General features: G+C 45.1%; 22 protein-coding genes. 16 read left to right on the top strand and 6 right to left on the bottom strand.

What is annotated here, in order from left to right:
* Positions 1-5: 5 nt before the first annotated feature.
* Positions 6-1,055 (top strand): methylmalonyl Co-A mutase-associated GTPase MeaB, encoded by a 1,050-nt coding sequence (meaB, locus tag M3193_RS04005; protein ID WP_251627208.1) that lies wholly within the window; start codon positions 6-8, stop codon positions 1,053-1,055.
* A gap of 118 nt (positions 1,056-1,173) precedes the next feature.
* Positions 1,174-1,614, top strand: coding sequence for a BrxA/BrxB family bacilliredoxin (locus M3193_RS04000; protein ID WP_251624480.1), 441 nt, complete (start codon positions 1,174-1,176; stop codon positions 1,612-1,614).
* Between the two features lie 30 nt (positions 1,615-1,644).
* Here the strand turns inward: M3193_RS04000 and prli42 are convergent, their stop codons facing one another.
* Positions 1,645-1,740, bottom strand: a complete 96-nt coding sequence (gene prli42 / locus M3193_RS03995; RefSeq protein ID WP_251624479.1) for a stressosome-associated protein Prli42 — start codon at positions 1,738-1,740, stop codon at positions 1,645-1,647.
* 113 nt (positions 1,741-1,853) lie between these two features.
* On the opposite strand from prli42, the gene mce reads away from it, so the two are divergent.
* The 6 genes from mce (at position 1,854) to rnz (ending at position 7,639) form a co-directional block, all read left to right on the top strand.
* Positions 1,854-2,273 (top strand): methylmalonyl-CoA epimerase, encoded by a 420-nt coding sequence (mce, locus tag M3193_RS03990; RefSeq protein ID WP_251624478.1) that lies wholly within the window; start codon positions 1,854-1,856, stop codon positions 2,271-2,273.
* On the top strand, positions 2,260-3,807 hold the full coding sequence (locus tag M3193_RS03985) for an acyl-CoA carboxylase subunit beta (RefSeq protein WP_251624477.1): 1,548 nt from the start codon (positions 2,260-2,262) through the stop codon (positions 3,805-3,807). The genes mce and M3193_RS03985 overlap by 14 nt, the downstream gene beginning before the upstream one ends.
* Positions 3,808-3,837: 30 nt before the next feature.
* Positions 3,838-4,965, top strand: coding sequence for a M20/M25/M40 family metallo-hydrolase (locus M3193_RS03980; RefSeq protein ID WP_251624476.1), 1,128 nt, complete (start codon positions 3,838-3,840; stop codon positions 4,963-4,965).
* Positions 4,966-4,968: 3 nt separating this feature from the next.
* A complete protein-coding gene (locus M3193_RS03975; RefSeq protein WP_251624475.1) occupies positions 4,969-5,439 on the top strand; it encodes a chemotaxis protein CheW in 471 nt (156 codons plus the stop codon).
* A gap of 61 nt (positions 5,440-5,500) precedes the next feature.
* Positions 5,501-6,691, top strand: coding sequence for a DNA polymerase IV (locus M3193_RS03970; protein WP_251624474.1), 1,191 nt, complete (start codon positions 5,501-5,503; stop codon positions 6,689-6,691).
* Between the two features lie 9 nt (positions 6,692-6,700).
* Entirely contained in the window at positions 6,701-7,639 is a 939-nt protein-coding gene (gene rnz, locus M3193_RS03965; RefSeq protein ID WP_251624473.1) for a ribonuclease Z, read from the top strand.
* 43 nt (positions 7,640-7,682) lie between these two features.
* On the opposite strand, the gene namA is transcribed toward rnz, so the two are convergent.
* Both namA and proC read right to left on the bottom strand, forming a co-directional pair.
* Positions 7,683-8,702: an NADPH dehydrogenase NamA gene (gene namA, locus M3193_RS03960; protein WP_251624472.1), complete on the bottom strand. Its 1,020-nt coding sequence runs from the start codon at positions 8,700-8,702 to the stop codon at positions 7,683-7,685.
* 22 nt (positions 8,703-8,724) lie between these two features.
* Positions 8,725-9,537, bottom strand: coding sequence for a pyrroline-5-carboxylate reductase (proC, locus tag M3193_RS03955; RefSeq protein ID WP_251624471.1), 813 nt, complete (start codon positions 9,535-9,537; stop codon positions 8,725-8,727).
* Between the two features lie 508 nt (positions 9,538-10,045).
* Here proC and M3193_RS03950 point away from each other — a divergent pair.
* The gene (locus tag M3193_RS03950) at positions 10,046-10,990 is read left to right on the top strand and encodes an MBL fold metallo-hydrolase (RefSeq protein ID WP_251624470.1); all 945 of its coding nucleotides are present in this window, start codon (positions 10,046-10,048) and stop codon (positions 10,988-10,990) included.
* Positions 10,977-11,735, top strand: coding sequence for an SDR family NAD(P)-dependent oxidoreductase (locus tag M3193_RS03945; RefSeq protein ID WP_251624469.1), 759 nt, complete (start codon positions 10,977-10,979; stop codon positions 11,733-11,735). The genes M3193_RS03950 and M3193_RS03945 overlap by 14 nt, the downstream gene beginning before the upstream one ends.
* Before the next feature lie 437 nt (positions 11,736-12,172).
* Here M3193_RS03945 and M3193_RS03940 read toward each other — a convergent pair whose 3' ends face one another.
* On the bottom strand, positions 12,173-12,451 hold the full coding sequence (locus tag M3193_RS03940; protein WP_251624468.1) for an alpha/beta-type small acid-soluble spore protein: 279 nt from the start codon (positions 12,449-12,451) through the stop codon (positions 12,173-12,175).
* 159 nt (positions 12,452-12,610) lie between these two features.
* Between M3193_RS03940 and hprK the strand changes: the two genes are divergently transcribed.
* Positions 12,611-13,537: an HPr(Ser) kinase/phosphatase gene (gene hprK / locus M3193_RS03935; protein ID WP_251624467.1), complete on the top strand. Its 927-nt coding sequence runs from the start codon at positions 12,611-12,613 to the stop codon at positions 13,535-13,537.
* A 13-nt stretch (positions 13,538-13,550) separates the two neighbouring features.
* Positions 13,551-14,381: a DUF2785 domain-containing protein gene (locus M3193_RS03930; RefSeq protein WP_251624466.1), complete on the top strand. Its 831-nt coding sequence runs from the start codon at positions 13,551-13,553 to the stop codon at positions 14,379-14,381.
* A 39-nt stretch (positions 14,382-14,420) separates the two neighbouring features.
* On the opposite strand, the gene M3193_RS03925 is transcribed toward M3193_RS03930, so the two are convergent.
* On the bottom strand, positions 14,421-15,089 hold the full coding sequence (locus M3193_RS03925) for a TetR/AcrR family transcriptional regulator (RefSeq protein ID WP_251624465.1): 669 nt from the start codon (positions 15,087-15,089) through the stop codon (positions 14,421-14,423).
* 301 nt (positions 15,090-15,390) lie between these two features.
* Here M3193_RS03925 and M3193_RS03920 point away from each other — a divergent pair, with 301 nt between their 5' ends.
* The 4 genes from M3193_RS03920 to M3193_RS03905 all read left to right on the top strand — a co-directional run bounded on the left by M3193_RS03920 (position 15,391) and on the right by M3193_RS03905 (position 20,740).
* Positions 15,391-16,893 (top strand): BCCT family transporter, encoded by a 1,503-nt coding sequence (locus M3193_RS03920; protein ID WP_251624464.1) that lies wholly within the window; start codon positions 15,391-15,393, stop codon positions 16,891-16,893.
* 28 nt (positions 16,894-16,921) lie between these two features.
* Positions 16,922-18,970 (top strand): CocE/NonD family hydrolase, encoded by a 2,049-nt coding sequence (locus M3193_RS03915; protein ID WP_251624463.1) that lies wholly within the window; start codon positions 16,922-16,924, stop codon positions 18,968-18,970.
* A gap of 99 nt (positions 18,971-19,069) precedes the next feature.
* The gene (locus M3193_RS03910; RefSeq protein ID WP_251624462.1) at positions 19,070-20,203 is read left to right on the top strand and encodes a M24 family metallopeptidase; all 1,134 of its coding nucleotides are present in this window, start codon (positions 19,070-19,072) and stop codon (positions 20,201-20,203) included.
* 24 nt (positions 20,204-20,227) lie between these two features.
* Positions 20,228-20,740 carry a DUF2179 domain-containing protein gene (locus tag M3193_RS03905; protein ID WP_251624461.1) on the top strand — a complete coding sequence of 171 codons (513 nt, stop codon included), beginning with the start codon at positions 20,228-20,230 and terminating at the stop codon, positions 20,738-20,740.
* 47 nt (positions 20,741-20,787) lie between these two features.
* Here M3193_RS03905 and M3193_RS03900 read toward each other — a convergent pair whose 3' ends face one another.
* On the bottom strand, positions 20,788-21,225 hold the full coding sequence (locus M3193_RS03900; protein WP_251624460.1) for an OsmC family protein: 438 nt from the start codon (positions 21,223-21,225) through the stop codon (positions 20,788-20,790).
* Between the last annotated feature and the right edge of the window lie 13 nt (positions 21,226-21,238).

Raw genomic sequence — 21,238 nt, 5'->3', positions numbered from 1 at the left:
GCGCAATGCATGTAATGAATGGCATTGAGTCACTGCATGATGGCGTGGTGGCGCATAAGCGCAAACGATTTGTGAGAAAAGAAAAGAATATCGACATGAATGGATTGTATGAAGAAATCAGCAAAGGCTCAAGACTTCATTTATCAAAGGCGATCACCCTTTTGGAAAGCCAGGCCGAACCGGATCAGAAGATAGGGCAGGAATTATTGAAAAGATTGCTGCCGAATACAGGAAATAGCATCCGCATCGGTATCACTGGAGTACCCGGCGCGGGAAAAAGCACATTCATAGAAACGTTTGGACTTCAATTGGCGAAAGCCGGACATAAGGTCGCCGTACTTGCAATCGACCCGAGTTCAACAGTGACTGGCGGGAGCATTTTAGGCGATAAGACGAGAATGGAGGCGCTCGCAAAACATCCGAACGCCTTCATCCGTCCTTCGCCGTCTTCCGGGACTCTCGGAGGCGTGCATAAAAAAACGCGTGAAACGATGCTGCTGTGCGAAGCAGCTGGATATGACATCATCCTCATTGAAACGGTCGGCGTCGGCCAAAGTGAAACCGTCGTGAGGGGAATGGTCGATTTCTTTATGCTGCTCGTTTTGACAGGTGCAGGCGATGAGCTTCAAGGCATGAAAAAAGGGATCATGGAATTGGCTGATTGCATGATTGTCCACAAAGCTGATGGGGATAATGCGAAACTCGCTAGTAAGACGGTTAGGGAATATCGCCAACTACTCCATTTCCTACAGCCGGCAACACCTGGCTGGACGACGACTGCATTGCCTGTTTCATCGTTGGAACGCACCGGCTTTACGACTGTGTGGGAAACAATTAAAACGTTCCAGGACGAAATGGAGGCAAGCGGAGTCTGGACAGCAAGAAGACAGTCCCAGACGAAAGATTGGTTCCATTCAATGATAAGGGATCGGTTGATCGATAGTTTCTTTTCGCAGCAAGGAAAAAAAGAGTTAGTACACGAACTTGAAAAACAGTTGCTTACAGGTGAAATGACTGTTGCAAGTGCGGTTGACAAGATACTTCCCATGAAGTGACTTCAATGGATGATTATTCGGCAAGCCATTCATTCTACTAGGTTTCTAAATCCGGTTTTTTGCAAGTGTAACAGCCAACTGCTATGATGAAAATATATTTTGAAAGGGGCCGATCCGAATGACTATGGATTTTAACTTTTATATGGAAGATATTACGAAGCAAGCACGGTCTGAAATGGAAGCAAGCGGGTATGAGCAGTTGACAACTCCCGAGGAAGTGGAAGCGGCATTCAAACGACCTGGAACGACGCTCGTCATGGTGAATTCCGTTTGTGGATGTGCAGGTGGAATCGCGCGTCCCGCTGCAGCACATGCCGTTCATTACGATAAACGTCCTGATCACCTTGTCACTGTTTTTGCGGGTCAAGATAAGGAAGCGACTGCATATGCACGCATGATTTTCGGTGAAGATCATCTGCCATCTTCCCCATCTTTTGCGTTATTGAAAGACGGGAAGGTTGTTGCAGAAGTCGGACGCTATGAAATTGAAGGCCATGATCCGATGTCCGTCGTCACAAACCTGCAAAGCCAATTTGAAGAGCATTGTGAGGAAATATAAAAAACAGTCCCTCGGGACTGTTTTTTTTACTTATAAAAAAACGCTTAAACCAATCAGGACACTTGAAGCGACCATAGCGGCAATCATTAGATAAACAACGACTTTTTGAAATTTTTTATTGCTCATCGGACAAATCTCCTCGCGTTATAGATACTTTCATTTTAACAGATTCCATAAAATTCTCAAGATGTAGCGGATTTAAATAGAAAACGTTACAATGGATTGAAGGAGGCGTTCAAATGAAAAAAGTGGATCATATCGGAATTGCCATTAATGATTTGAATAATGCGCTGCCATATTACATAGAAACGTTAGGATTGAAACTGCTAGGAATTGAAAAAGTTGAAAGTCAAAAAGTGAAAGTGGCCTTTATCGATGCCGGTAATTGTAAGATTGAGCTCCTTGAACCAATCGGAAAAGATGGGGCCATTGCTAAATTCCTTGAAAAACGCGGAGAAGGCATCCACCATATTGCATTCGGTGTCTCAGACATTCGGTCCAGGATGGAAGAGTTGAAGGAGAAAGGCGTACAATTGCTGCAAGATGAGCCGAAACCGGGCGCAGGTGGCGCTGAAGTTGCCTTCCTGCATCCGAAGTCATCGTTCGGAGTACTGTATGAATTATGCGACAAAGGGGATAAGCCGAATGGACATTTATGATAAAATCAATGAATTATACGACAGGAAACGGGAGATTGAACTAGGCGGAGGAGATGAACGTATCGCCAAGCAGCATGAAAAAGGGAAATTGACAGCCAGAGAACGGATCAATCTATTGCTGGATGAAGGTTCATTTGTGGAGTTGAATCCTTTCGTCATACATAGGACAAGGGATTTCGGCATGGACAAGCAGAATGGGCCGGGAGATGGTGTTGTTACAGGATACGGGAAGATCGAGGGACGTCCGGTTTATCTATTTTCACAAGATTTTACAGTCTTCGGCGGCGCTCTTGGAGAAATGCACGCCATGAAAATTGCGAACGTCATGGACTTGGCTGCGAAGAATGGCGCACCATTCATCGGTTTGAACGATTCAGGAGGGGCGCGAATTCAAGAAGGTGTTGTATCGCTCGATGGCTACGGTGAAATCTTCTATCGAAATGCGATTTATTCCGGGGTTATCCCTCAAATTTCCGTCATTTTAGGGCCATGTGCGGGAGGGGCAGTCTATTCCCCGGCCATTACCGATTTCGTATTCATGACAGACGAAACGAGCCAAATGTTCATAACAGGCCCGAAAGTCATTGAAACGGTGACAGGTGAGAAGATTTCATCCGAAGATTTGGGTGGATCAAAAGTACATAATTCCATAAGCGGGAACGCCCATTTCCGCGGCAAGGATGAGAAGACTGTATTGGAGCAAGTACGTCATCTTCTTTCATATCTTCCGCAGAACAATGATGAAAAGGCCCCTGTACTTGAGACGGAGTCGGAAGAAGACTATCGCAACGATCTGGCGGATGTCGTTCCGTTTGAGACAATTCGACCATACGATGTCCGTAAAGTCATTGAACAAGTTGTCGATGCGAATTCGTTCCTCGAAGTACAGGCGGAATTTGCAAAGAATGCGGTTGTCGGTTTCGCCAGGATGAGAGGCGAGTCGGTAGGGTTGATATGCAACCAGCCGAAAGTGATGGCGGGAGGGCTTGATATCAATTCGTCCGATAAAATTGCCCGATTCATACGCACATGTGATTCATTTAATATCCCGCTAATTACATTTGAAGACGTCACAGGTTTCTTTCCGGGAGTAAAGCAGGAGCATGGTGGAATCATCCGCCATGGCGCAAAAATCCTATATGCCTATTCGGAAGCGACTGTTCCGAAGATTACAGTCATCTTGCGGAAAGCGTTCGGGGGTGCCTATGTCGCATTGAACTCGAAGGCGATCGGGGCGGATGTTGTCTATGCATGGCCAAATGCGGAAATAGCCGTCATGGGAGCGGAAGGGGCAGCCAACATCATTTTTGCACGTGAGATTGCAAACAGCGATGACCCGGATTCGACGAGGGCTGACAAAATCGAAGAGTATAGGGCTAAGTTTGCCAACCCGTACGTCGCTGCTTCCCACGGGATGGTGGACGATGTCATCGACCCAAGGGAGACGCGCATCAAACTTTTGCAGGCGCTTGAAATGATGAGGAATAAGCAAGAGACGAGACCGAAGAAAAAGCACGGCAACATCCCATTGTAAAGGAACGAAGACGAAGGAGAGAGATGCATAGTGAATGCGCAACGGCTATTGGATGAGTTTTTTGAGCTGGTACAAATTGATTCCGAAACGAAGCATGAAGAAGGAATTGTAAATGTATTGAAGGAGAAAATGGAGAGTCTCGGTTTTACAGTTATTGAAGACGACACAAAAGAAGTCACAGGACATGGTGCGGGAAACTTGATCGCAACACTGAAGGGCACCGTCGAAAGTGCTGATCCGATCTATTTTACATGCCATATGGATACGGTTGTCCCAGGCAAAGGGATCAAGCCTGAATTGCGTGAAGACGGATACATTTATTCGGATGGTACGACAATTTTAGGAGCAGATGATAAGGCTGGAATTGCCGCTTTATTTGAAATGGCTAGAGTGTTGAAGGAAGAAAATATTCCGCACGGGGATATCCAATTCATCATAACAGCAGGCGAAGAAAGCGGATTAGTGGGAGCGAAGGCGATGGATCCATCGCTGTTGAAAGCGAAATATGGTTATGCTGTAGACAGTGATGGGAAAGTAGGCGGTATTGTAACTGCAGCCCCTTATCAGGCCAAATTATGGACGACGATACATGGCAAGACGGCCCATGCTGGAGTGGCTCCTGAGAAAGGCGTTTCAGCAATTAATATCGCTGCCAAGTCCATCGCTGCGATGACTCTTGGTCGTATTGATTCGGAGACGACGGCAAACATCGGCCGTTTCGAAGGCGGACAGGCGACGAATATCGTTTGTGACGAAGTCAGGATTTTAGCGGAAGCCCGCTCCATCAATGAAGATAAGCTGAAAAAACAGATTGCCCATATGGTTGAAACATTTGAAAAGACGGCTGCTGCTATGGGAGGCAAAGCGGAAACGGAAGTGAAGCTTATGTATCCTGGTTTCAGTTTCGAAGAAGATGCGGAAGTAGTGCAAACGGCAATGGAAGCAATCCGAAATGTCGGCAGAGAACCTGAAATCATGACAAGCGGTGGCGGAAGCGACGGCAATGTATTCAATGGAGCAGGCGTGCCAACTGTGACATTATCTGTCGGCTATGAGGAAATCCATACGAAGAACGAGCGTATGCCAGTGGAAGAATTAAATAAACTCACTGAATTATTGATTGAAATTGTACGCGTTGCGTCGACGAAGGGGGTATGAGTGGTGAGCGATATGAAAGCGGTTATCATTCAATGTGGTGAAGAGGAATACGCTTTGCCTGTCGATACAGTCGTCTCGATTGAAAAACTGGAACGGATAAATCCGATTCCCCATTTGCCTGATTATCTGCTCGGATTAATGAAAATCAGAGGAGAATTGGTTCCGATTTTGGATTTCCAGCAGATTCTTTACGGAAATTCGGCGAAAAATGATCCGAATGCAAGGATTGTTGTCGTACAAACCGAAAAGCTGTTTATTGGATTGCTTGTTCTAGACGCTAAAGAGATATTGGATATCCCGGAAAGTAAGTTGACTTCCTCCGGTTTAATGGCGTATTCCAAAACACCCTATTTCAAGACAGTCGCAAATCTGGAAGATCGGATGATCACCGTTGTCGATGCTGAAATACTCTCTCGTACATTGACAGGGATGGATGAAATCGGGCAATATGTGCAAACAATGATAGAGAAATAATAAAGTACCGGATGGCTTCATCCATCCGGATTTTTTGAATGAAGCGATGGAGGTGAGGCAAATGACATCTGTCCCGAATGCACAGGCAAAAGTCATTCTTCATCTTGATATGAACAGCTTTTTCGCTTCCGTTGAGCAGGCGCATGATCCGAGATTGAAAGGAATACCGATGGCGGTTGCTGGAAATCCAAAAGAGCGGCGAGGCATCCTTGTCACGTGCTCATATGAGGCGCGGGCGCTTGGCATTTACACGACGATGTCAGTCGGCGAGGCAAGAAGGATTTGTCCGGATCTTGTCATTGTGCCGCCGGACTTTGATAAATACCGGATTGCCTCCAACGCTGTCTTTACGATCTTGAGATCTTACACCGATCTAGTCGAGCCTGTTTCAATCGATGAAGCGTATATTGACATAACAGACATCGGTGGATTGACAAATGCCGTGCAGATTGCAGAACATATGCAACGGCGGATTCTTCAAGAATTGGATTTGCCCTGCTCCATCGGAATCGCACCGAATAAGTTCTTGGCGAAGACTGCTTCAGATATGAAAAAACCGATGGGGATAACGATTTTACGTAAAAGGCAAGTGCCGGATGTCATATGGCCATTGCCTGTCATAGAAATGCATGGGGTCGGCCAAAGCACTGAAAAACGTTTGAATGAACTCGGCATAATGACAATCGGTGATTTAGCGAAAGCGGATGAAACAGTAATCAAAAGCAAATTGGGCAAAAACGGCAATAGACTGCGAAACCGGGCGAACGGGATTGATCACCGGCCAGTCGATCCCGATGCGGCAGAAGAAAGAAAAAGTGTCGGCAGTTCAACGACATTGCCGGTGGACGAAACGGAACTGTCTGCATGCCTTGAAATATTCAAACGGTTATCTGTGAAAGTCGCACAGCGGCTTGACAGGCTGCAGCTGGCGGGCACGGTTGTCATGATTCAAATGAGGACATCTGACTGGCGAAACATCACGAGAAGCCGTACAGTACTTAATCCGCTTTATAAAGCGGAAGATGTGTACAAAGTAGCCGCTGAACTTTTCAAACGGCATTGGGAGAGAGATCCGATTCGGCTTCTAGGCATTACGGTTTCAAATGTCATTCCGCTGAACGAATTGAATGAGCAATTATCATTCGAGAACTTCGAACTGTATGCCAAAGAAGCGAAACTTGATGATCTCGTCTCGGAACTCGAGAAGAAATTTGGACCAAACTCCGTTAAACGGGGGCTGAGAGAAAGGTAGGCGATTACATTGGAAGTGTTTTTCTTAGGAACCGGTGCCGGAATGCCATCAAAGCAGCGGAATACATCGTCTTTGATCCTTAACCTTTCTGCAGAGCAAGCCGGCTATTGGATGTTTGACTGCGGAGAGGCTACTCAGCATCAACTGCTTAGGACATCCATAAAACCACGGAAGATAAATAAGATTTTCATTACACATCTTCATGGCGATCATATTTTCGGATTGCCCGGTTTCCTGGGATCACGTTCATTTTTAGGCGGCGACGAAGAATTGGTCATTTACGGGCCGGTGGGGATTAAAGAATGGATCTTAACCTCTCTTCGTGTAACGAAAACACATTTGACGTATCCATTGAAAATAGAAGAAATTGAAGAGGGCATAATTTTTGAAGACGATCAATTCAAAGTGTATACACAAGAACTGCGGCATGTTATCCAATGTTTCGGTTTTAGAATCGAACAGAAGCCGCTGCCTGGCAAGTTGCTTATAGAGAAAGCAGTCGAGTCGGGAGTTCCAAAAGGCCCTATGTTGAAAAGGTTAAAAGATGGGGAAGACATTGAGCTTGAAGATGGGCGAATCATTTATAGCAAAGACGTGACGGGTGAACCGCAAAATGGGTTTACAGTAGCTGTTCTCGGAGATACAAAGTACTGTTCATCTGCTGTTGAATTGGCGAATGAAGCAGACATTCTCATCCATGAAGCCACTTTCGATAACGAGACCGGAGACCTTGCAAAAGACTATGGACATTCAACGATAGGCGATGCTGCACGGACAGCTGTGGAGGCAAATGTGAAGGTGTTAATCGCAAATCATATTAGCGCACGCTTCATGCCTGCCGATATTGCCAATCTCCAAGAGCAAGGCAGTGCAATTTTTCCGAACATCCATATTGCAGAAGACTTCAGTCATTTCGAGTGGGTAAATGAACAGTTGATTAAAAAGTAAAGCTGCCGCAGTCCTTGTTGACAAGCGGCAGCTTTTTTTGATTTCATAAGATCCATCCACGGTCATACTGTTTAGGCGGCTCGATTGCCACGCCTAATTCCTTTGCAGCAGAATAAGGCCAATACGGATTGCGGAGCAATTCACGTGCTAGTAAAACGACATCTGCGCGTTCATTCTTTAAAATCTCCTCGGCTTGCAGCCCTGTCGTGATCAAACCGACGGCACCTGTCGCAATCCCGGTTTCTTTTCTGATCTGTTCGGAAAACGGCACTTGGTAGCCAGGGTATGCGTCAATCTTCGCAGGAACGACAGCACCAGAACTCACATCAATCAAATCCACATCTTGTGTTTTCATCCAATTTACCATTTCGATATATTGAGAAGTCGACATTCCGCCATCTGCATAATCTTCTGCAGATATCCGTACGAATAAAGGTCCATCCCATTCCGAACGAACAGAATCAATTATCTCGCGTAAAAAGCGATAACGATTTTCGGAAGGTCCACCATATTCGTCCGTTCTTTCATTTGCTAACGGCGAAAGGAATTCATTGATCAAATAGCCATGGGCGGCATGCAGTTCGATGAGGTCAAATCCTGCTTTTTTAGCACGGATTGCAGCATCCCTGAAAGCGTCAATCGTTTCCCGGATTTCCGCAAGAGACATTTCAACTGGCGTTTTATATTGGTCATTGAAACGAAGTGCGCTTGGCGCATAAATATCACCATCCACTGTAGCCTTTCTGCCTGCATGGGCGATCTGGATGCCGGTTTTTGCTCCATGCTGTTTCATGAGGCGGACAAGTTCGGAAAGTCCATCCACATGGTCATCGCTCCAAATGCCAAGGTCGCGATCTGAAATCCTGCCTTCCGGCAAAACAGCTGTCGCTTCCACAATTATGAGTCCTACTTGCCCGACAGCACGCGTAGCATAATGGATCTTATGCCAATCCTCGACCTTGCCATCCAAGTTATGGCTTGAGTACATGCACATCGGTGCCATGACAATCCTATTTTTAAATTCTACACCGCGAATTGTAAAAGGTGTAAATAATTTTGCCAATTCAACAACCTCCTCTAACTTATTACTGAGACAGTGCGCCCAGCTCCCGCGAACGCTTTTCTGCACTTAGTAGGCAATCGTAAATCGTCTCTTTGAACAATCGGGCTTCTAGAGCCTTCAATCCGGCTTCCGTCGTACCGCCCGGACTTGTCACATTCTTTCGTAACTGTTCTGGTTCTTCGCCGGTTTGCCGCAACATAGCAGCAGCCCCTTCGAACGTTTGAATAATCAGCTCGCGTGCCACTTCATTGGAAAGCCCATTCGCAATTGCTGCTTCTTCCAATGCCTCCACCATATAATAGACATATGCTGGTCCGCTGCCGGATAAAGCTGTCACTATATGTAACTCGTCTTCATCCACTTCTTTTACAACACCAATTGATGACAGCAGTTCGAATATACGGTTTCGCATAATCGCATCCACTGATTTATTCATTGAAACACCGCTTGCAGATTTTCCAATAGTCGCCGAAGTATTCGGCATTGAACGGGCAATAGGGCGATCACCTAGGCCTTTCTCAATCGTATCCATCGACACGCCGGCGATTACGGATAGAACAGCCGCATCATCATTAATGTAATCCGCAATATCATCCATTGCTTGTGTGATGTCTTTTGGCTTTGTCGCCAATACGATAAGTTCAGCATTCTGCAAGGCAACTCGATCCTGACAGACGATGGAAACCCCGTAGGTTTTCTGCATGTGGGCAAGCCTCTCATCATCTGATTTATTCATTACATATACATCAGCTGGTAGCATGACTTCATTAGTAAGTATACCAGCAATAATTGCTTCTGCCATGGAGCCGGCACCTACGAACACAATCTTTCCCATCCTCATCCGTCCTTTCAAGTGAATAAAAAAAAGCGCTCCCGTCCCGATATAATCAGGACGAAAACGCATGTTTCCGCGGTACCACCTAAATTTGCCGGAGTCAATCCAGCACAACTTACTAGCTTTCGTAACGTGAAAGGGACGGCCATGTTTCCATGGCAGCTCAGAAGCAGGTTCGGGGCAGGAGAGGGATAGCGGCTCTCAGTCGATGGCCGGCTTTCCTGTTTCCTTCACTGCCTCTACTTGTCTTCATCAACGCTCTTGTATTGTGAATTATAGTGATTATTGCATATTGTCAAACAAAAGTCAACGATTACAATTCATCTTTAAATAGATAAATAGTGCCTCTGAGAAGGGCTGCAATCAATATAACGAACAAAACTACCGAGAGTAAAGATTTCAAGAATACGGGTTCATCGAGAGTGACGGGACTTTGGAAAAGAGGTACAATGGACTGAATTACCATTCATACCTACTAAATTTGATGGAACTGAAGGAGTTTACCAATATGATACATAAAATTGAAATTCCAACGCCGTTCGCTGTTGGCGATGTCAACGCTTTTGTCGTAAAAGGGGATGCCTTATCGCTCGTAGACGCAGGCCCTAAAACTCCCGAAGCCTATGAGGCGTTAAAACGAGGCCTTACCGAAATTGGTTATACTTTCAACGATATAGAGCAAGTCATTTTGACACATCACCACCCGGATCATGCCGGTTGGATGGATGCTTTCGGCAAGGCGGAATTGATCGGTCATCCGTACAACGATCTTTGGCTGAAAAGGGACCAGTCATTCATGGAGTACCATGACCGTTTTTATTTGCAATGCCTGAAAGAAGAAGGCGTGCCGGAAAAGTATTTCAACTGGGTGGAAAAGATGAAGCGGCCAATACGATTGATGGGGGAAAGGACACTGGATCGGACAATTGGAGAAGGCGACGAATGGACAGGACATCCTGGCTGGATCGTCATGGAAACACTCGGACACGCCCAAAGCCATATTGTACTCTTCAATGAAAAGACCGGTGAAATGATCGGGGGCGACCTTATTCTTGAAAAAGTATCGTCCAATCCATTGATTGAACCTCCTGCAAATCGTGAAGCGGCTCGTCCGAAATCGTTATTACAATACAATGCCTCTTTGACACGTCTGTTAGATTTGCCGATTGACGTCGTCTTTAGCGGCCATGGGAATGAAGTTCAAAATGTCCATCCTCTAATCGAATCAAGACTTCAGAAGCAGCACGAACGGGCAATGAAAGTGCACGCCATGCTAAATGAAGGAAGCAAGACGATCTATGAACTGACGCAGCAATTATTCCCGACAGTCTATGAAAGGGAACTGGGTCTTACATTATCTGAAACGATCGGCCAAACAGATTATTTATTATCAAAAGGACTTGTACGAGAAACGGTTGGAGAAGGCGGGATTCTGTATTATGAACAAGCGTAAGACTCTTTTAGTGACGGGGGCAACGAGCGGGGTCGGCTATGCAACGGCGATGCGGCTATTATCCCACCCGGATCGCTATACTGTTTATGTGACGGGAAGGGCTCCGGAAAAATTATGGGAATTGCAAAATGAAGGTGCGATACCCATTCCTGCGGATATTACAAAGACAGAAGAGATGGAAAGCATACTGAAGCAGACCGGCCCTTTGGATATCGTCATTTTTTCAGCTGGAGTAGGGCATTTTGAACCGGCACATCTACTTTCTGACGAAGCGATCCGCTCAATGATGGATACTAATTTCATAGCTCCTGTTGAAATGACGAAGCGCATCCTGCCTCAAATGATGGAACAACAAGAAGGGCAACTCATTTACATTGGTTCCCAAGCTGGAAAAGTGGCAACACCAAAGGCATCTGTATATGCAGCTTCCAAGCATGCCTTGATCGGATATACGAACGCATTACGCATGGAAGTAGCTCCTTTCGGCATTCATGTTTCCATTATCCATCCAGGTCCGATTGACACACCGTTCATAGATGGGGCAGACAGGACGGGAAACTATCGTTCATCGCTCGGCAACCATCTGTTGAACGTCGGCACGGTTGCAGATGCGGTCGTTCAAACGATCGGCAAACCGGTTCGCGAAATTAACTTGCCCGGCATCATGGGGCTCACAAGCAAATTGTACGCTCTTTCACCGGGGGTGGTGGAAAAGGTTGGACGCAAGTATTTCATGAAGAAATAAATGATAACCGAATAAAAAGAGCATGGTCCAAAATTCGGACCATGCTCTTCTTTCCGCACCGGAAAATTTGATTGTTTGTTCACTTGCTTCAAACCGTTCTTCCTGACAAACCTAAACGCCCGTCAGTGCAGTTTGATCCTGCTGACCCCTTACTTTAAAAAGTGTGGTCCTTTTCGTGACCGACCATAATGGGTATCAGCTTCAAGTTGCACTTCCACAAAAAACCTACTTCTTACCGTACTAAAGTGGCCGGAGCGAAAACGACATTCTCCGGACGAGTGTTCCACTTGCCAGTAAAGCAAATTTTCCGCCAAGGCTGTGCAAATCTTCGTGGAATCGATCATTATTCAATCATCTCCACTTCCGTTCTGCCTTGTATTCTACTAATACCCCACTCCACTATAAGGTAAACATCTTTTATAAATTATTTTTTAATTTCAACTTTTATCCTTTGTCAGCTGTTCTTGGGCTAGTCGGACCATTTCCTTTACCATATTTCCACCGATCGGTCCGCCGATTTTTCCCGCTTGTTCAGATGTAAGTTTTCCATTGTACTCTTTCGAAAGGGGAATACCCAATTCCTTTGCCACTTCAAATTTTACGGCATCTGGCTGGTCTTTATCTACAGTATATCCCTTTGCTTTCATTACATCTGCTTTAAGTCGATCCAATTGGTTACGTGCCTCAGGAACTAAAATACGATTTTTGCGTCCCATCCACTCATCTCCATTCACAAGTAGTCTTTCCCGAAAGTGAAAAATGATGATGGATGAATTGAAATGCCGTTTCGGAATGCAATAGCAGTCCAACATGGTATACTAAAACGAAATAAATCAATTAACTAAAACGATTTGAAACTGGAGGTGAGCTTTGATATGAAAACTTTGACGGTCGAACATATCGTAAAGCGATTCTCATTCGAAGTTCTTGTTGGACACCACATGCTGGATAAAACCTTGAAAAAGACGAAAGTCAGAAGACCAGGCTTGGAATTCATGGATAAATTCGATTTTATTGCCACAGAGCATGTCCAAATCCTTGGAAAGAATGAAATCAATTATTTACATACGCTCACTGATGATGAATGCAAGCTTCGCATCGCAAATATTGTCCAATATGATCCGCCATGTATCATTATTACATCCAATCAGGCTGAGCCGCTTGGATTGCGGCAATATTGCACGGAGGAACACATACCCGTCTTGCGGACGCCTGACTCGACGAGCGAAATGAGTGCAAAGCTGGATGCTTTCGTCACAAAAGAAATGGCTCCTGAAATTGCGGTCCATGGGGTGTGTGTCAATGTAGCGGGGATCGGAATACTTCTCCGTGGCAAATCCGGGGTGGGGAAGAGTGAAACTGCACATACGCTGATCGGCAGGGGACATCGATTAATTGCAGACGATATCGTCGTGTTGAAAAAACTGAGTCCGCAAACGCTCCTAGGAACACATGACGAAAAGAACAAGGAATTTCTGGCGCTGCGAAGCATTGGTCTGCTCAATGTCGTCAGGCTCTATGGACGAGCAGCCTTTCAGGAAGAGAGCCGAATTGCGCTCGATATAGAATTGACCGAATGGAAGGATAATGCATTGAATAATGAGCTTGAACTGGACACGAAATTCAAGTCATATATGGACGTTCCGATTCCGCATATCCAAATTCAATTGCAACCAGGAAGAGACGTTGCGGGCTTGATCGAGGCTGCGGCGAATAACTGGTATTTACAGCAGCAAGGCTATAGCGCGGCTGAAGAATTCAAGAAGAGGTTGGAATCCGAATTTAATGAAGGAAGCCAGTGAAAAGAGGTTACTAATGAAACAACAGATGAAACTTGTGTTGGAAATGGATGAATTGCAGTGTCAAAACTATATGGTGCTGCATGGAAATGAACTTTTTTCATACATGCTAGCAAACCTGGGGTCTCCGGATAGCGTGCTGCGCGATGAACTTATTTATAGACTATTCGTCAAATTGATTTCAGAGCAACAATTGGAAACAAACCAATTGATCCATGCCCTTAAGGAATTAATCACCGATCGATATGTATTTGCATCAATTGGAGAAAAGGGCTCGGATGATGTGTTTGTCCGCTCATTCTCAACACTTTGGCTCACCGCATTATTATGGTTGGATCAAGAACACCCCTTCATGGATTCCGAACTACGAAGCCAAACGATGGAGAAAAGCGCAACCTATCTATTACGGGAACAAGATATACGCGGATTTGTGGTAGGTAAAGGGTGGGCGCATAGTATTGCTCATGGGGCGGATCTTGCAGCAATGATTGCAAGTCATCCTTTAGTGGAAAAAAGACTGATCCCCATCATTCTGGAAGGCGTGACTTCTTGCTTTTGGAAAGGCGGCGTCTATGTCGATGATGAGGATGAACGGTTAGTTGCCATTATTATCTCATTGGCCAAAAGTGATTATCCTGAAGAAGTTCTAATAGAGTGGATGGAGCAAGTTTTTGATAAACTGGATAGGAAAATTCCTGAAAAAGGATATTCCCCATCGATTTATCACGCGCGTACTAACATTCTGCAATTCATGAGAACATTGTATTTCGCATTGAAAAAATCCAAACGCTATCCGAAGTTGCAAAGTACAGCTTCTTTTTTCATTCAGAAGTGGCAGAATGCATAAACATAACCTAAAAAACCGATGGGGTAATCCATCGGTTTTTTAGCTTTTAATCTCATTCGTCATAGCAGTCTCCACCATTTGACCAATATATTTCAACGTATTTACTTCCGCTTCTTCCAAACTATAATCGAGCCGATTATTCAATATATTCGTCAGCATTCCTTGCCATAAAAGATTAGTCATTTCATTAAGCGAATCCACCCTGCTTTCATCGATAAGCCCTTCCTTTGCAGCCGATTGCAAAAGCGACTTGCCACGTTTCGTCATGCTGCGTTCAAACAAAATCGGTTTCAGCTCTTCCGGGATATTGATCAATTCAGAAGGGTACATCTCATAATAACGTTCAATCATTTTTTCCGGATGATCGCCTAAATCCATAATGAAGACTGCATGGAAAATGGCAGGCTGCTGGAATGAGTGTCTGCAAAAGCATTCCCATGCGAGCATGTACTTCTCCAAATACGTTTGTCCATTCTCCATAGTAACAGTGACTTCCTCAGTGTAATCTTTAAGTAGCTTCATTGATGCGAAGAATATCAGATGTGAAACTTCCCCAAAATAATTGTATATTGTCGCACTATTGTATCCTGCACGGTCAGCAACTTTCCGGATCGTTACTTGGTTGATACCATCCTCTTTAATAATAGCAACTGTTGCTTCAATAAAATATTTCCACATCCGGCTCATTTGAATTTTTTTATTGTTCATATTCCTACACTCCTTTCCTTCAATTCATATTCCCACTCACTCATATATTTTAAGTATACAATATCATTGAAATATTAATTTGTAATTTACGATTGTTCTATTAATTTTACTGTGGTAGAATAATCGATATTAATAAATAATCATGATTAGTAAATCTTATCTGATTTTTATTGGCGGTGCAATCCAATTTGTGAAGTTCTTAGAACGGAGTCCTAAGTTCTTTTTTAGAATCTTAGTTGGAAGCGCTGTCAAAGCAAAGAGATGCGTTGTTACATTGCAGAAAATTATAGGGGTGGGGAAAATGAATAAAGTACGAATTGATCCATTTATCTTTTGGGCGTCTATAGCAGTCATCGTAGCAGCAACCATTTTACTAGTTGTCAATCGTTCAACGGCGGAGCCCTATTTGGATGATATGATGACTGCGATCACGTATAAAATGGATTGGGCTTTTCAGTTTTTGACAATCGGTTTGTTCATCCTTTTAATTTGGCTGGCATTCAGCAGGTACGGAAAAATTAGATTGGGAGATGGCAAACCCGAGTTTTCAACATTCAGTTGGGGAACGATGCTGTTCACTGCCGGCATGGGGACAAGCATCATGTACTGGTCGATGCTTGAACCGATCTTCTATTTCACAGGCCCTCCTTTCGGAATTGAAGCAGAAAGTAAGGGCGCTGCCGAATGGGCATTGACGTATGGCTTATTCCATTGGGGCATCTCTGCATGGTCACTGTATGCTTTCCCGACGGTTGTGATCGCCTATTCCTATTTCATAAGAAAGCGTCCATCTTTGAAAATGAGTGTGGCGCTTAGCGGTGCACTTGGCAAGTATTCAGATGGCTGGGTTGGCAAACTTATTGATATTCTAGTTATTTGGAGTTTAGTGGGGGGATTAGGGACATCGCTCGGTTTGGGGGTCCCAATGGTCTCTGCAGTTGTAGGGAGTATTTTAGGAGTTAAACAAACCCTGACACTCGATGCTATCATCGTCATTTGTATTACAATCGTTTACTCAGCGAGCGCTTACTTGGGGCTCCATAAAGGAATACGGAGATTGAGCGATATAAATGTCTACTTAGCGCTGGCGCTTGCGGTTTTCGTTTTCATCACCGGACCGACATTATTCATTTTGACATACTTTACAAATAGCTTTGGCATGATGATTCAGAATTTCGCCATGATGAGCTTCTATACTGATCCCATCGGCAAAGGCGGATTTCCGCAAGGCTGGACAGTATTTTACTGGGCTTGGTTCGCAGCGACAGCTCCGTTTATGGGTTTATTTGTCGCCAGGATTTCGAAAGGGAGAACAATCCGTCAATTAATCACCCATATGCTGCTATGGGGGTCTATCGGTGGCTGGATCTACTTCATGGTATTCGGAGGCTATACGATGAACTTGCAATTACAGGATATCCTTCCTGTCAAAGACATCTTGGCTGAAAGCGGAGGTCCTGCTTCAATCGTTTCCATCTTGAAATCATTGCCACTAAGCGCAATCGTCTTGCCGTTCTTCGTAATATTGGCGGTTATTTTCCTTTCAACATCGATGGACTCGGCAACATACATCCTATCAGCTATCGCAACGAAGGAATTAGGGGATGGGCAAGAGCCCGCAAGATGGCATCGCATGGTATGGGGAGCTATTTTGGCAACGATATCAATTTCGCTGTTGCTGATCGGCGGGTTGCGGGTCATCCAAACGTCCGCAGTTGTCGTGTCGGTGCCGATTTACATCTTTTATCTTCTGCTCGTAGTCTCTCTTTTGAGATGGTTGAAGCAGGACTTTCCAAAAGCATAAACAGGTTATCACATAGGAGGTTTTTATAATGGTTTTCAACGTTCGAGAATCAAATCGGATTGTTCGGACTGACTTTCCGAGAAAAATCAAGGAAATGAACAATATTTGGATTCCGATGTCGGACGGTACTCGCCTTTCCGCACGGATTTGGCTGCCGGAAGATGCGGTCCAAAATCCGGTTCCAGCGATCCTGGAATATATACCTTATCGAAAAGATGACTTCACCGCTCTAAGGGATTCGCTGCGTCATCCATATTTTGCGGGCCACGGCTATGCGAGCATTCGGGTCGATTTACGAGGGTCGGGTAATTCTGATGGAATCTTATATGACGAATATTTGAAGCAGGAACAGGATGATGCACTGGAAGTGTTAACCTGGATTTCGGAACAGCCATGGTTTACTGGGGGCATCGGCATGATCGGTAAATCATGGGGAGGATTCAACGGCCTACAGGTTGCAGCAAGACGCCATTCATCTTTAAAAGCCATCATCACGCTTTGTTCGACAGATGACCGGTATGCAGATGACGTTCACTACAAAGGGGGAGCAATGCTAGCTTCCGACATGCTTTGGTGGGCTTCCACAATGTTTGCGTATAATGCGCGGCCCGCAGATCCAGAAGTGGTCGGAGAGGGATGGCGTGACAATTGGTTGGAACGGTTGGAGAAGACACCTCCATTCGTTGAAGAATGGGTAAGGCACCAACGTCGTGACAATTATTGGAAACATGGTTCTGTTTGTGAAAACTATGACAACATTGATATTCCTGTATATGCGGTAGGTGGATGGGCGGATGGCTATACGAATGCCATCCCGCGGTTATTGGAAGGCTTGAAAGGCCCGCGAAAAGGATTGATTGGTCCTTGGGCGCATGAATATCCCGAAATGGCTGTCCCTGGACCGCAAATCGGTTTCCTTCAAGAGTGCTTGCGCTGGTGGGACCACTGGTTGAAAGGAATTGATACCGGCATCATGGAAGAACCGATGCTGAGGGCGTGGATTCAGGACAGTGTGCCGCCTCAAACAGATTATTTTGTTCGGCCGGGCAAGTGGGTGGCTGAAGAACAATGGCCTCCAGCAAATATTGAAAATGATCGTTATTATCTATGTGGATCGCAATTGAAGAAACAGGTGGCGGATAATGCGGAAATTGAGGTGGAAAGTGTCCAGCAGCACGGTCTGCATGCTGGTGTATTCTGTCCGTTCGGTCAACCAGGCGACTTGCCGGGCGACCAAAGGAATGATAATGGCTATGCCGTCGTCTTCGAGTCGGAACCGGTTCAAAAGCCGGTGCATATTTTAGGACACCCCTCATTTACTGTCGAACTATCATCGGACAAACCGAATGCTTTATTATCGGTGCGGTTAAATGATGTCGCACCTGATGGTTCATCCACTCGTGTAACATGGGGATTGTTGAACCTTACTCATCGGAATAGCCACGAGTTTCCGGAGCACCTAGTACCCGGGAAGAAATATAGCATCACAGTAGACATGAATGCGATCGGCCATAAGCTGGAAATAGGGCATCGATGGCAATTGGCGATATCGCCTACTTACTGGCCGCATGCTTGGCCGTCTCCCGAGGAAGCGACATTGACTGTCTATCCTTCAAAAAAGACATTTCTATCACTGCCTGTCCGGGAACCGAAGGCAATTGATCTGGAACTAGCACCTTTCCAACAACCGGAAACTGCGGCAGTTCTGGAAAGAGAAATATTGCGTGAAGCTGAAAGGACTCGCGTCATTTCACATGACGTCGTGTCAAATGTTTGGACACTCGATGATTTTTCTGATGAAGGGGCAAGGAAACTGCATAGTAATGGAATTGAATATGGAAGTACGAACCGGAATATTTATACAGTGAAAGAAGGGGAGCCGCTAACCGCGAAGGTGCAATGTGACTGGACGTTGTCAGTCGGTAGGGATGAATGGCAGACCAGTCTTGAAACAACTAGCATCATGACCGCCGATGAACATTACTTCTATTTGCTGAACCGTTTGATTGCATATGAAGGGGAAGAAGAAGTTTTCGATAGGATATGGGAAACAAAGATTCCGAGGGAGTTTGTGTAAGGCGCCCATAGGTTTGGAAAGTGACCAATTCGGTTTCTTTCCTCCTTATGTTTTTTGTGCATCATCCATTGTAAGATGCGGGATTGAGAGGGGCAGAAAATGTCTGTTAAAAAAAGGATTGAACTACTAAGACACTTTATGGATGAGCAGGGAGTGGGACTGGCAATCGTTTGGGAGCCGGATAACCAGTTTTATGTAACTGGTTTTAGAGCGATTTCCTATTCTAGGCCGATAGTTACGTTGATTGATGGTGAAAAGACACAACTGATTATACCAGCATTAGAAGAATCTCATGCAGCGGAAAAGGCGGTAGTAGATCGGACATATGTATATTATGAGCATTACGGCCAGCGTCATCGGACATTGACGTATATGGATTACTTGAGCCGGATCCTTAATTCGTCCGATGCCGGGATGAAGATCGGTGTGGAAATAGGCTCTCTGCCTTCATCTGTTTTACTCTATCTGCAGGAAAAAGGGTATGTGCTTATCGACATCGGTGCGAAAATAATGGAAATGCGATCCATCAAAGATACTCAAGAAATCGAGATGTTGAAGATTGCAGGCCATTTATCCGATCAGGCAATTGGTGAGTCATTGAAACATGTGAAAATCGGTTTGAGCGAGCTAGAATTTGATGCATACGGAGATCGATTGTTACTGGAAACCGCTTCAAAGAAATACCATGATGAATTGATTGGATATGCCGATTGGACATGTTCTGGTGCTTTGCGCAGTGAAATGCCCCATTTGTACTCCAGCACCCGGAGATTTGAGGATGGAGATGTCATTGTCCATAGCAGGCAAGTTTGGTTCAACAACTATCGGGCAGAAAATGAACGTACATTCCTCTTAGGAAATGTGACTGAATTACAGAAGGATTTATTGAAGTTGGCAATTGAAGCACAGCAAGTCGGGTTGGATTTGATTCGGCCTGGATTATTGGCGAAGGAAGTGGATATTGCAACATATGAAGTGTTCAGGAGAGCCGGATATGCGGACTATGTACAGCATCGGGTCGGTCATGGCCTTGGTTTATCGGAACACGAGGAACCTTATTTGCGATTTGATAATGAGTTGGTATTACAAGAGGGAATGGTCTACACGATCGAGCCGGGAATTTATGTGCCAAGCGTAGGTGGGTTCAGACATTCCGATACAGTCATCTTAACGGAAAACGGCAGCTGCCTGATCACAGAGTATCCTCGTGATTTCGAGAGTATGCGGTTTTAACATGTAACGGAGTAGGGGAAACGGATGCTATCTATTATACTCACCATCATCGCCATTAACCTGGCGTATGTCTCGTTATTCACATTGCGTGTTCTTTTTACGTTCAAAGGACTTCGGGTTATTGCTTCAGTCGTGTCCATGGCGGAAGTGTTCATCTATTTAATGGGGTTGAAATTAGTGCTTGACAACCTCGACAATCCGATCAATATCGCGGCGTACTGTTTCGGCTGGGGTCTCGGTGTATATGTCGGCAGCAGGATCGAGAAAAAATTGGCGCTCGGATATACTGTTTTCGAGGTAGTTGTCAATGACACTGACATGGATATTTGCAGACTTTTACGGGAAAAAAACTATGGCGTGACATCTTGGTTCGCAGATGGGAAGGATGGCAAGCGTCTTGTCATGAAAGTTCTTGCGAAACGGAAAGATGAACAGAAGCTTCGGAGCACCATTTTGGAAATTATGCCGAAAGCGTTTATCATCTCCTACGAACCAACGACGTTCAATGGCGGTTTCCTAGTCAGGCATTTAAGGTGATGAAAAAGTCTCTTGGCTGTTACGACCAAGAGACTTTTTCAATTCTGCTATTTAATGCTTGGTTCCACTGTCACTTCAACATTTCCTTGCAGCGCCCTGCTGATCATACAAGAAGTTTCCGCTTTCAACGTCAATCTCTCGACAATATTCCGCTTCTCAGCCATGCCTTCAGCTAATATAATTTCCGGCTTATGTATGATCTTTTTGTACGTAACGATTCCATTAGTATAGTCCACCACTCCGATAGACTCCATCGTCAAACTTACCTTTTCCACACCGCTTCTTTCCAACATCGCGGCGAGCGTAATGATATAGCATGTTGCCGCTGCACCAAGCAACATTTCATCGGGATTCGTCCCGACGCCCGGTCCCTCCATTTCGGTTGGGATCGATACTTCCGTTTTCAGGTTCAACATTTCGATTCTGCCGACATCATTGCGTAATCCCGGCCAATCCGCTTTTAGATGAAAATGATGTTCTGCCATTTACATAACCCCT

Origin of the sequence: Sporosarcina luteola, from assembly GCF_023715585.1 — a bacterium.
Taxonomy (GTDB): domain Bacteria; phylum Bacillota; class Bacilli; order Bacillales_A; family Planococcaceae; genus Sporosarcina; species Sporosarcina luteola_D.
This window is presented reverse-complemented; position numbering and strand designations above follow the sequence as displayed.

Coding starts and splice junctions, on each gene's coding strand:
- M3193_RS03915 (WP_251624463.1), top strand. CDS start 16,922: ATGGTTTTCAACGTTCGAGAATCAAATCGGATTGTTCGGACTGACTTT.
- mce (WP_251624478.1), top strand. CDS start 1,854: ATGAAAAAAGTGGATCATATCGGAATTGCCATTAATGATTTGAATAAT.
- M3193_RS03950 (WP_251624470.1), top strand. CDS start 10,046: ATGATACATAAAATTGAAATTCCAACGCCGTTCGCTGTTGGCGATGTC.
- M3193_RS03925 (WP_251624465.1), bottom strand. CDS start 15,089: ATGAACAATAAAAAAATTCAAATGAGCCGGATGTGGAAATATTTTATT.
- M3193_RS03905 (WP_251624461.1), top strand. CDS start 20,228: ATGCTATCTATTATACTCACCATCATCGCCATTAACCTGGCGTATGTC.
- prli42 (WP_251624479.1), bottom strand. CDS start 1,740: ATGAGCAATAAAAAATTTCAAAAAGTCGTTGTTTATCTAATGATTGCC.
- M3193_RS03930 (WP_251624466.1), top strand. CDS start 13,551: ATGAAACAACAGATGAAACTTGTGTTGGAAATGGATGAATTGCAGTGT.
- M3193_RS03910 (WP_251624462.1), top strand. CDS start 19,070: ATGTCTGTTAAAAAAAGGATTGAACTACTAAGACACTTTATGGATGAG.
- meaB (WP_251627208.1), top strand. CDS start 6: ATGCATGTAATGAATGGCATTGAGTCACTGCATGATGGCGTGGTGGCG.
- M3193_RS03920 (WP_251624464.1), top strand. CDS start 15,391: ATGAATAAAGTACGAATTGATCCATTTATCTTTTGGGCGTCTATAGCA.
- M3193_RS03970 (WP_251624474.1), top strand. CDS start 5,501: ATGACATCTGTCCCGAATGCACAGGCAAAAGTCATTCTTCATCTTGAT.
- M3193_RS03945 (WP_251624469.1), top strand. CDS start 10,977: ATGAACAAGCGTAAGACTCTTTTAGTGACGGGGGCAACGAGCGGGGTC.
- M3193_RS03940 (WP_251624468.1), bottom strand. CDS start 12,451: ATGGGACGCAAAAATCGTATTTTAGTTCCTGAGGCACGTAACCAATTG.
- M3193_RS04000 (WP_251624480.1), top strand. CDS start 1,174: ATGACTATGGATTTTAACTTTTATATGGAAGATATTACGAAGCAAGCA.
- hprK (WP_251624467.1), top strand. CDS start 12,611: ATGAAAACTTTGACGGTCGAACATATCGTAAAGCGATTCTCATTCGAA.
- M3193_RS03985 (WP_251624477.1), top strand. CDS start 2,260: ATGGACATTTATGATAAAATCAATGAATTATACGACAGGAAACGGGAG.
- M3193_RS03900 (WP_251624460.1), bottom strand. CDS start 21,225: ATGGCAGAACATCATTTTCATCTAAAAGCGGATTGGCCGGGATTACGC.
- proC (WP_251624471.1), bottom strand. CDS start 9,537: ATGGGAAAGATTGTGTTCGTAGGTGCCGGCTCCATGGCAGAAGCAATT.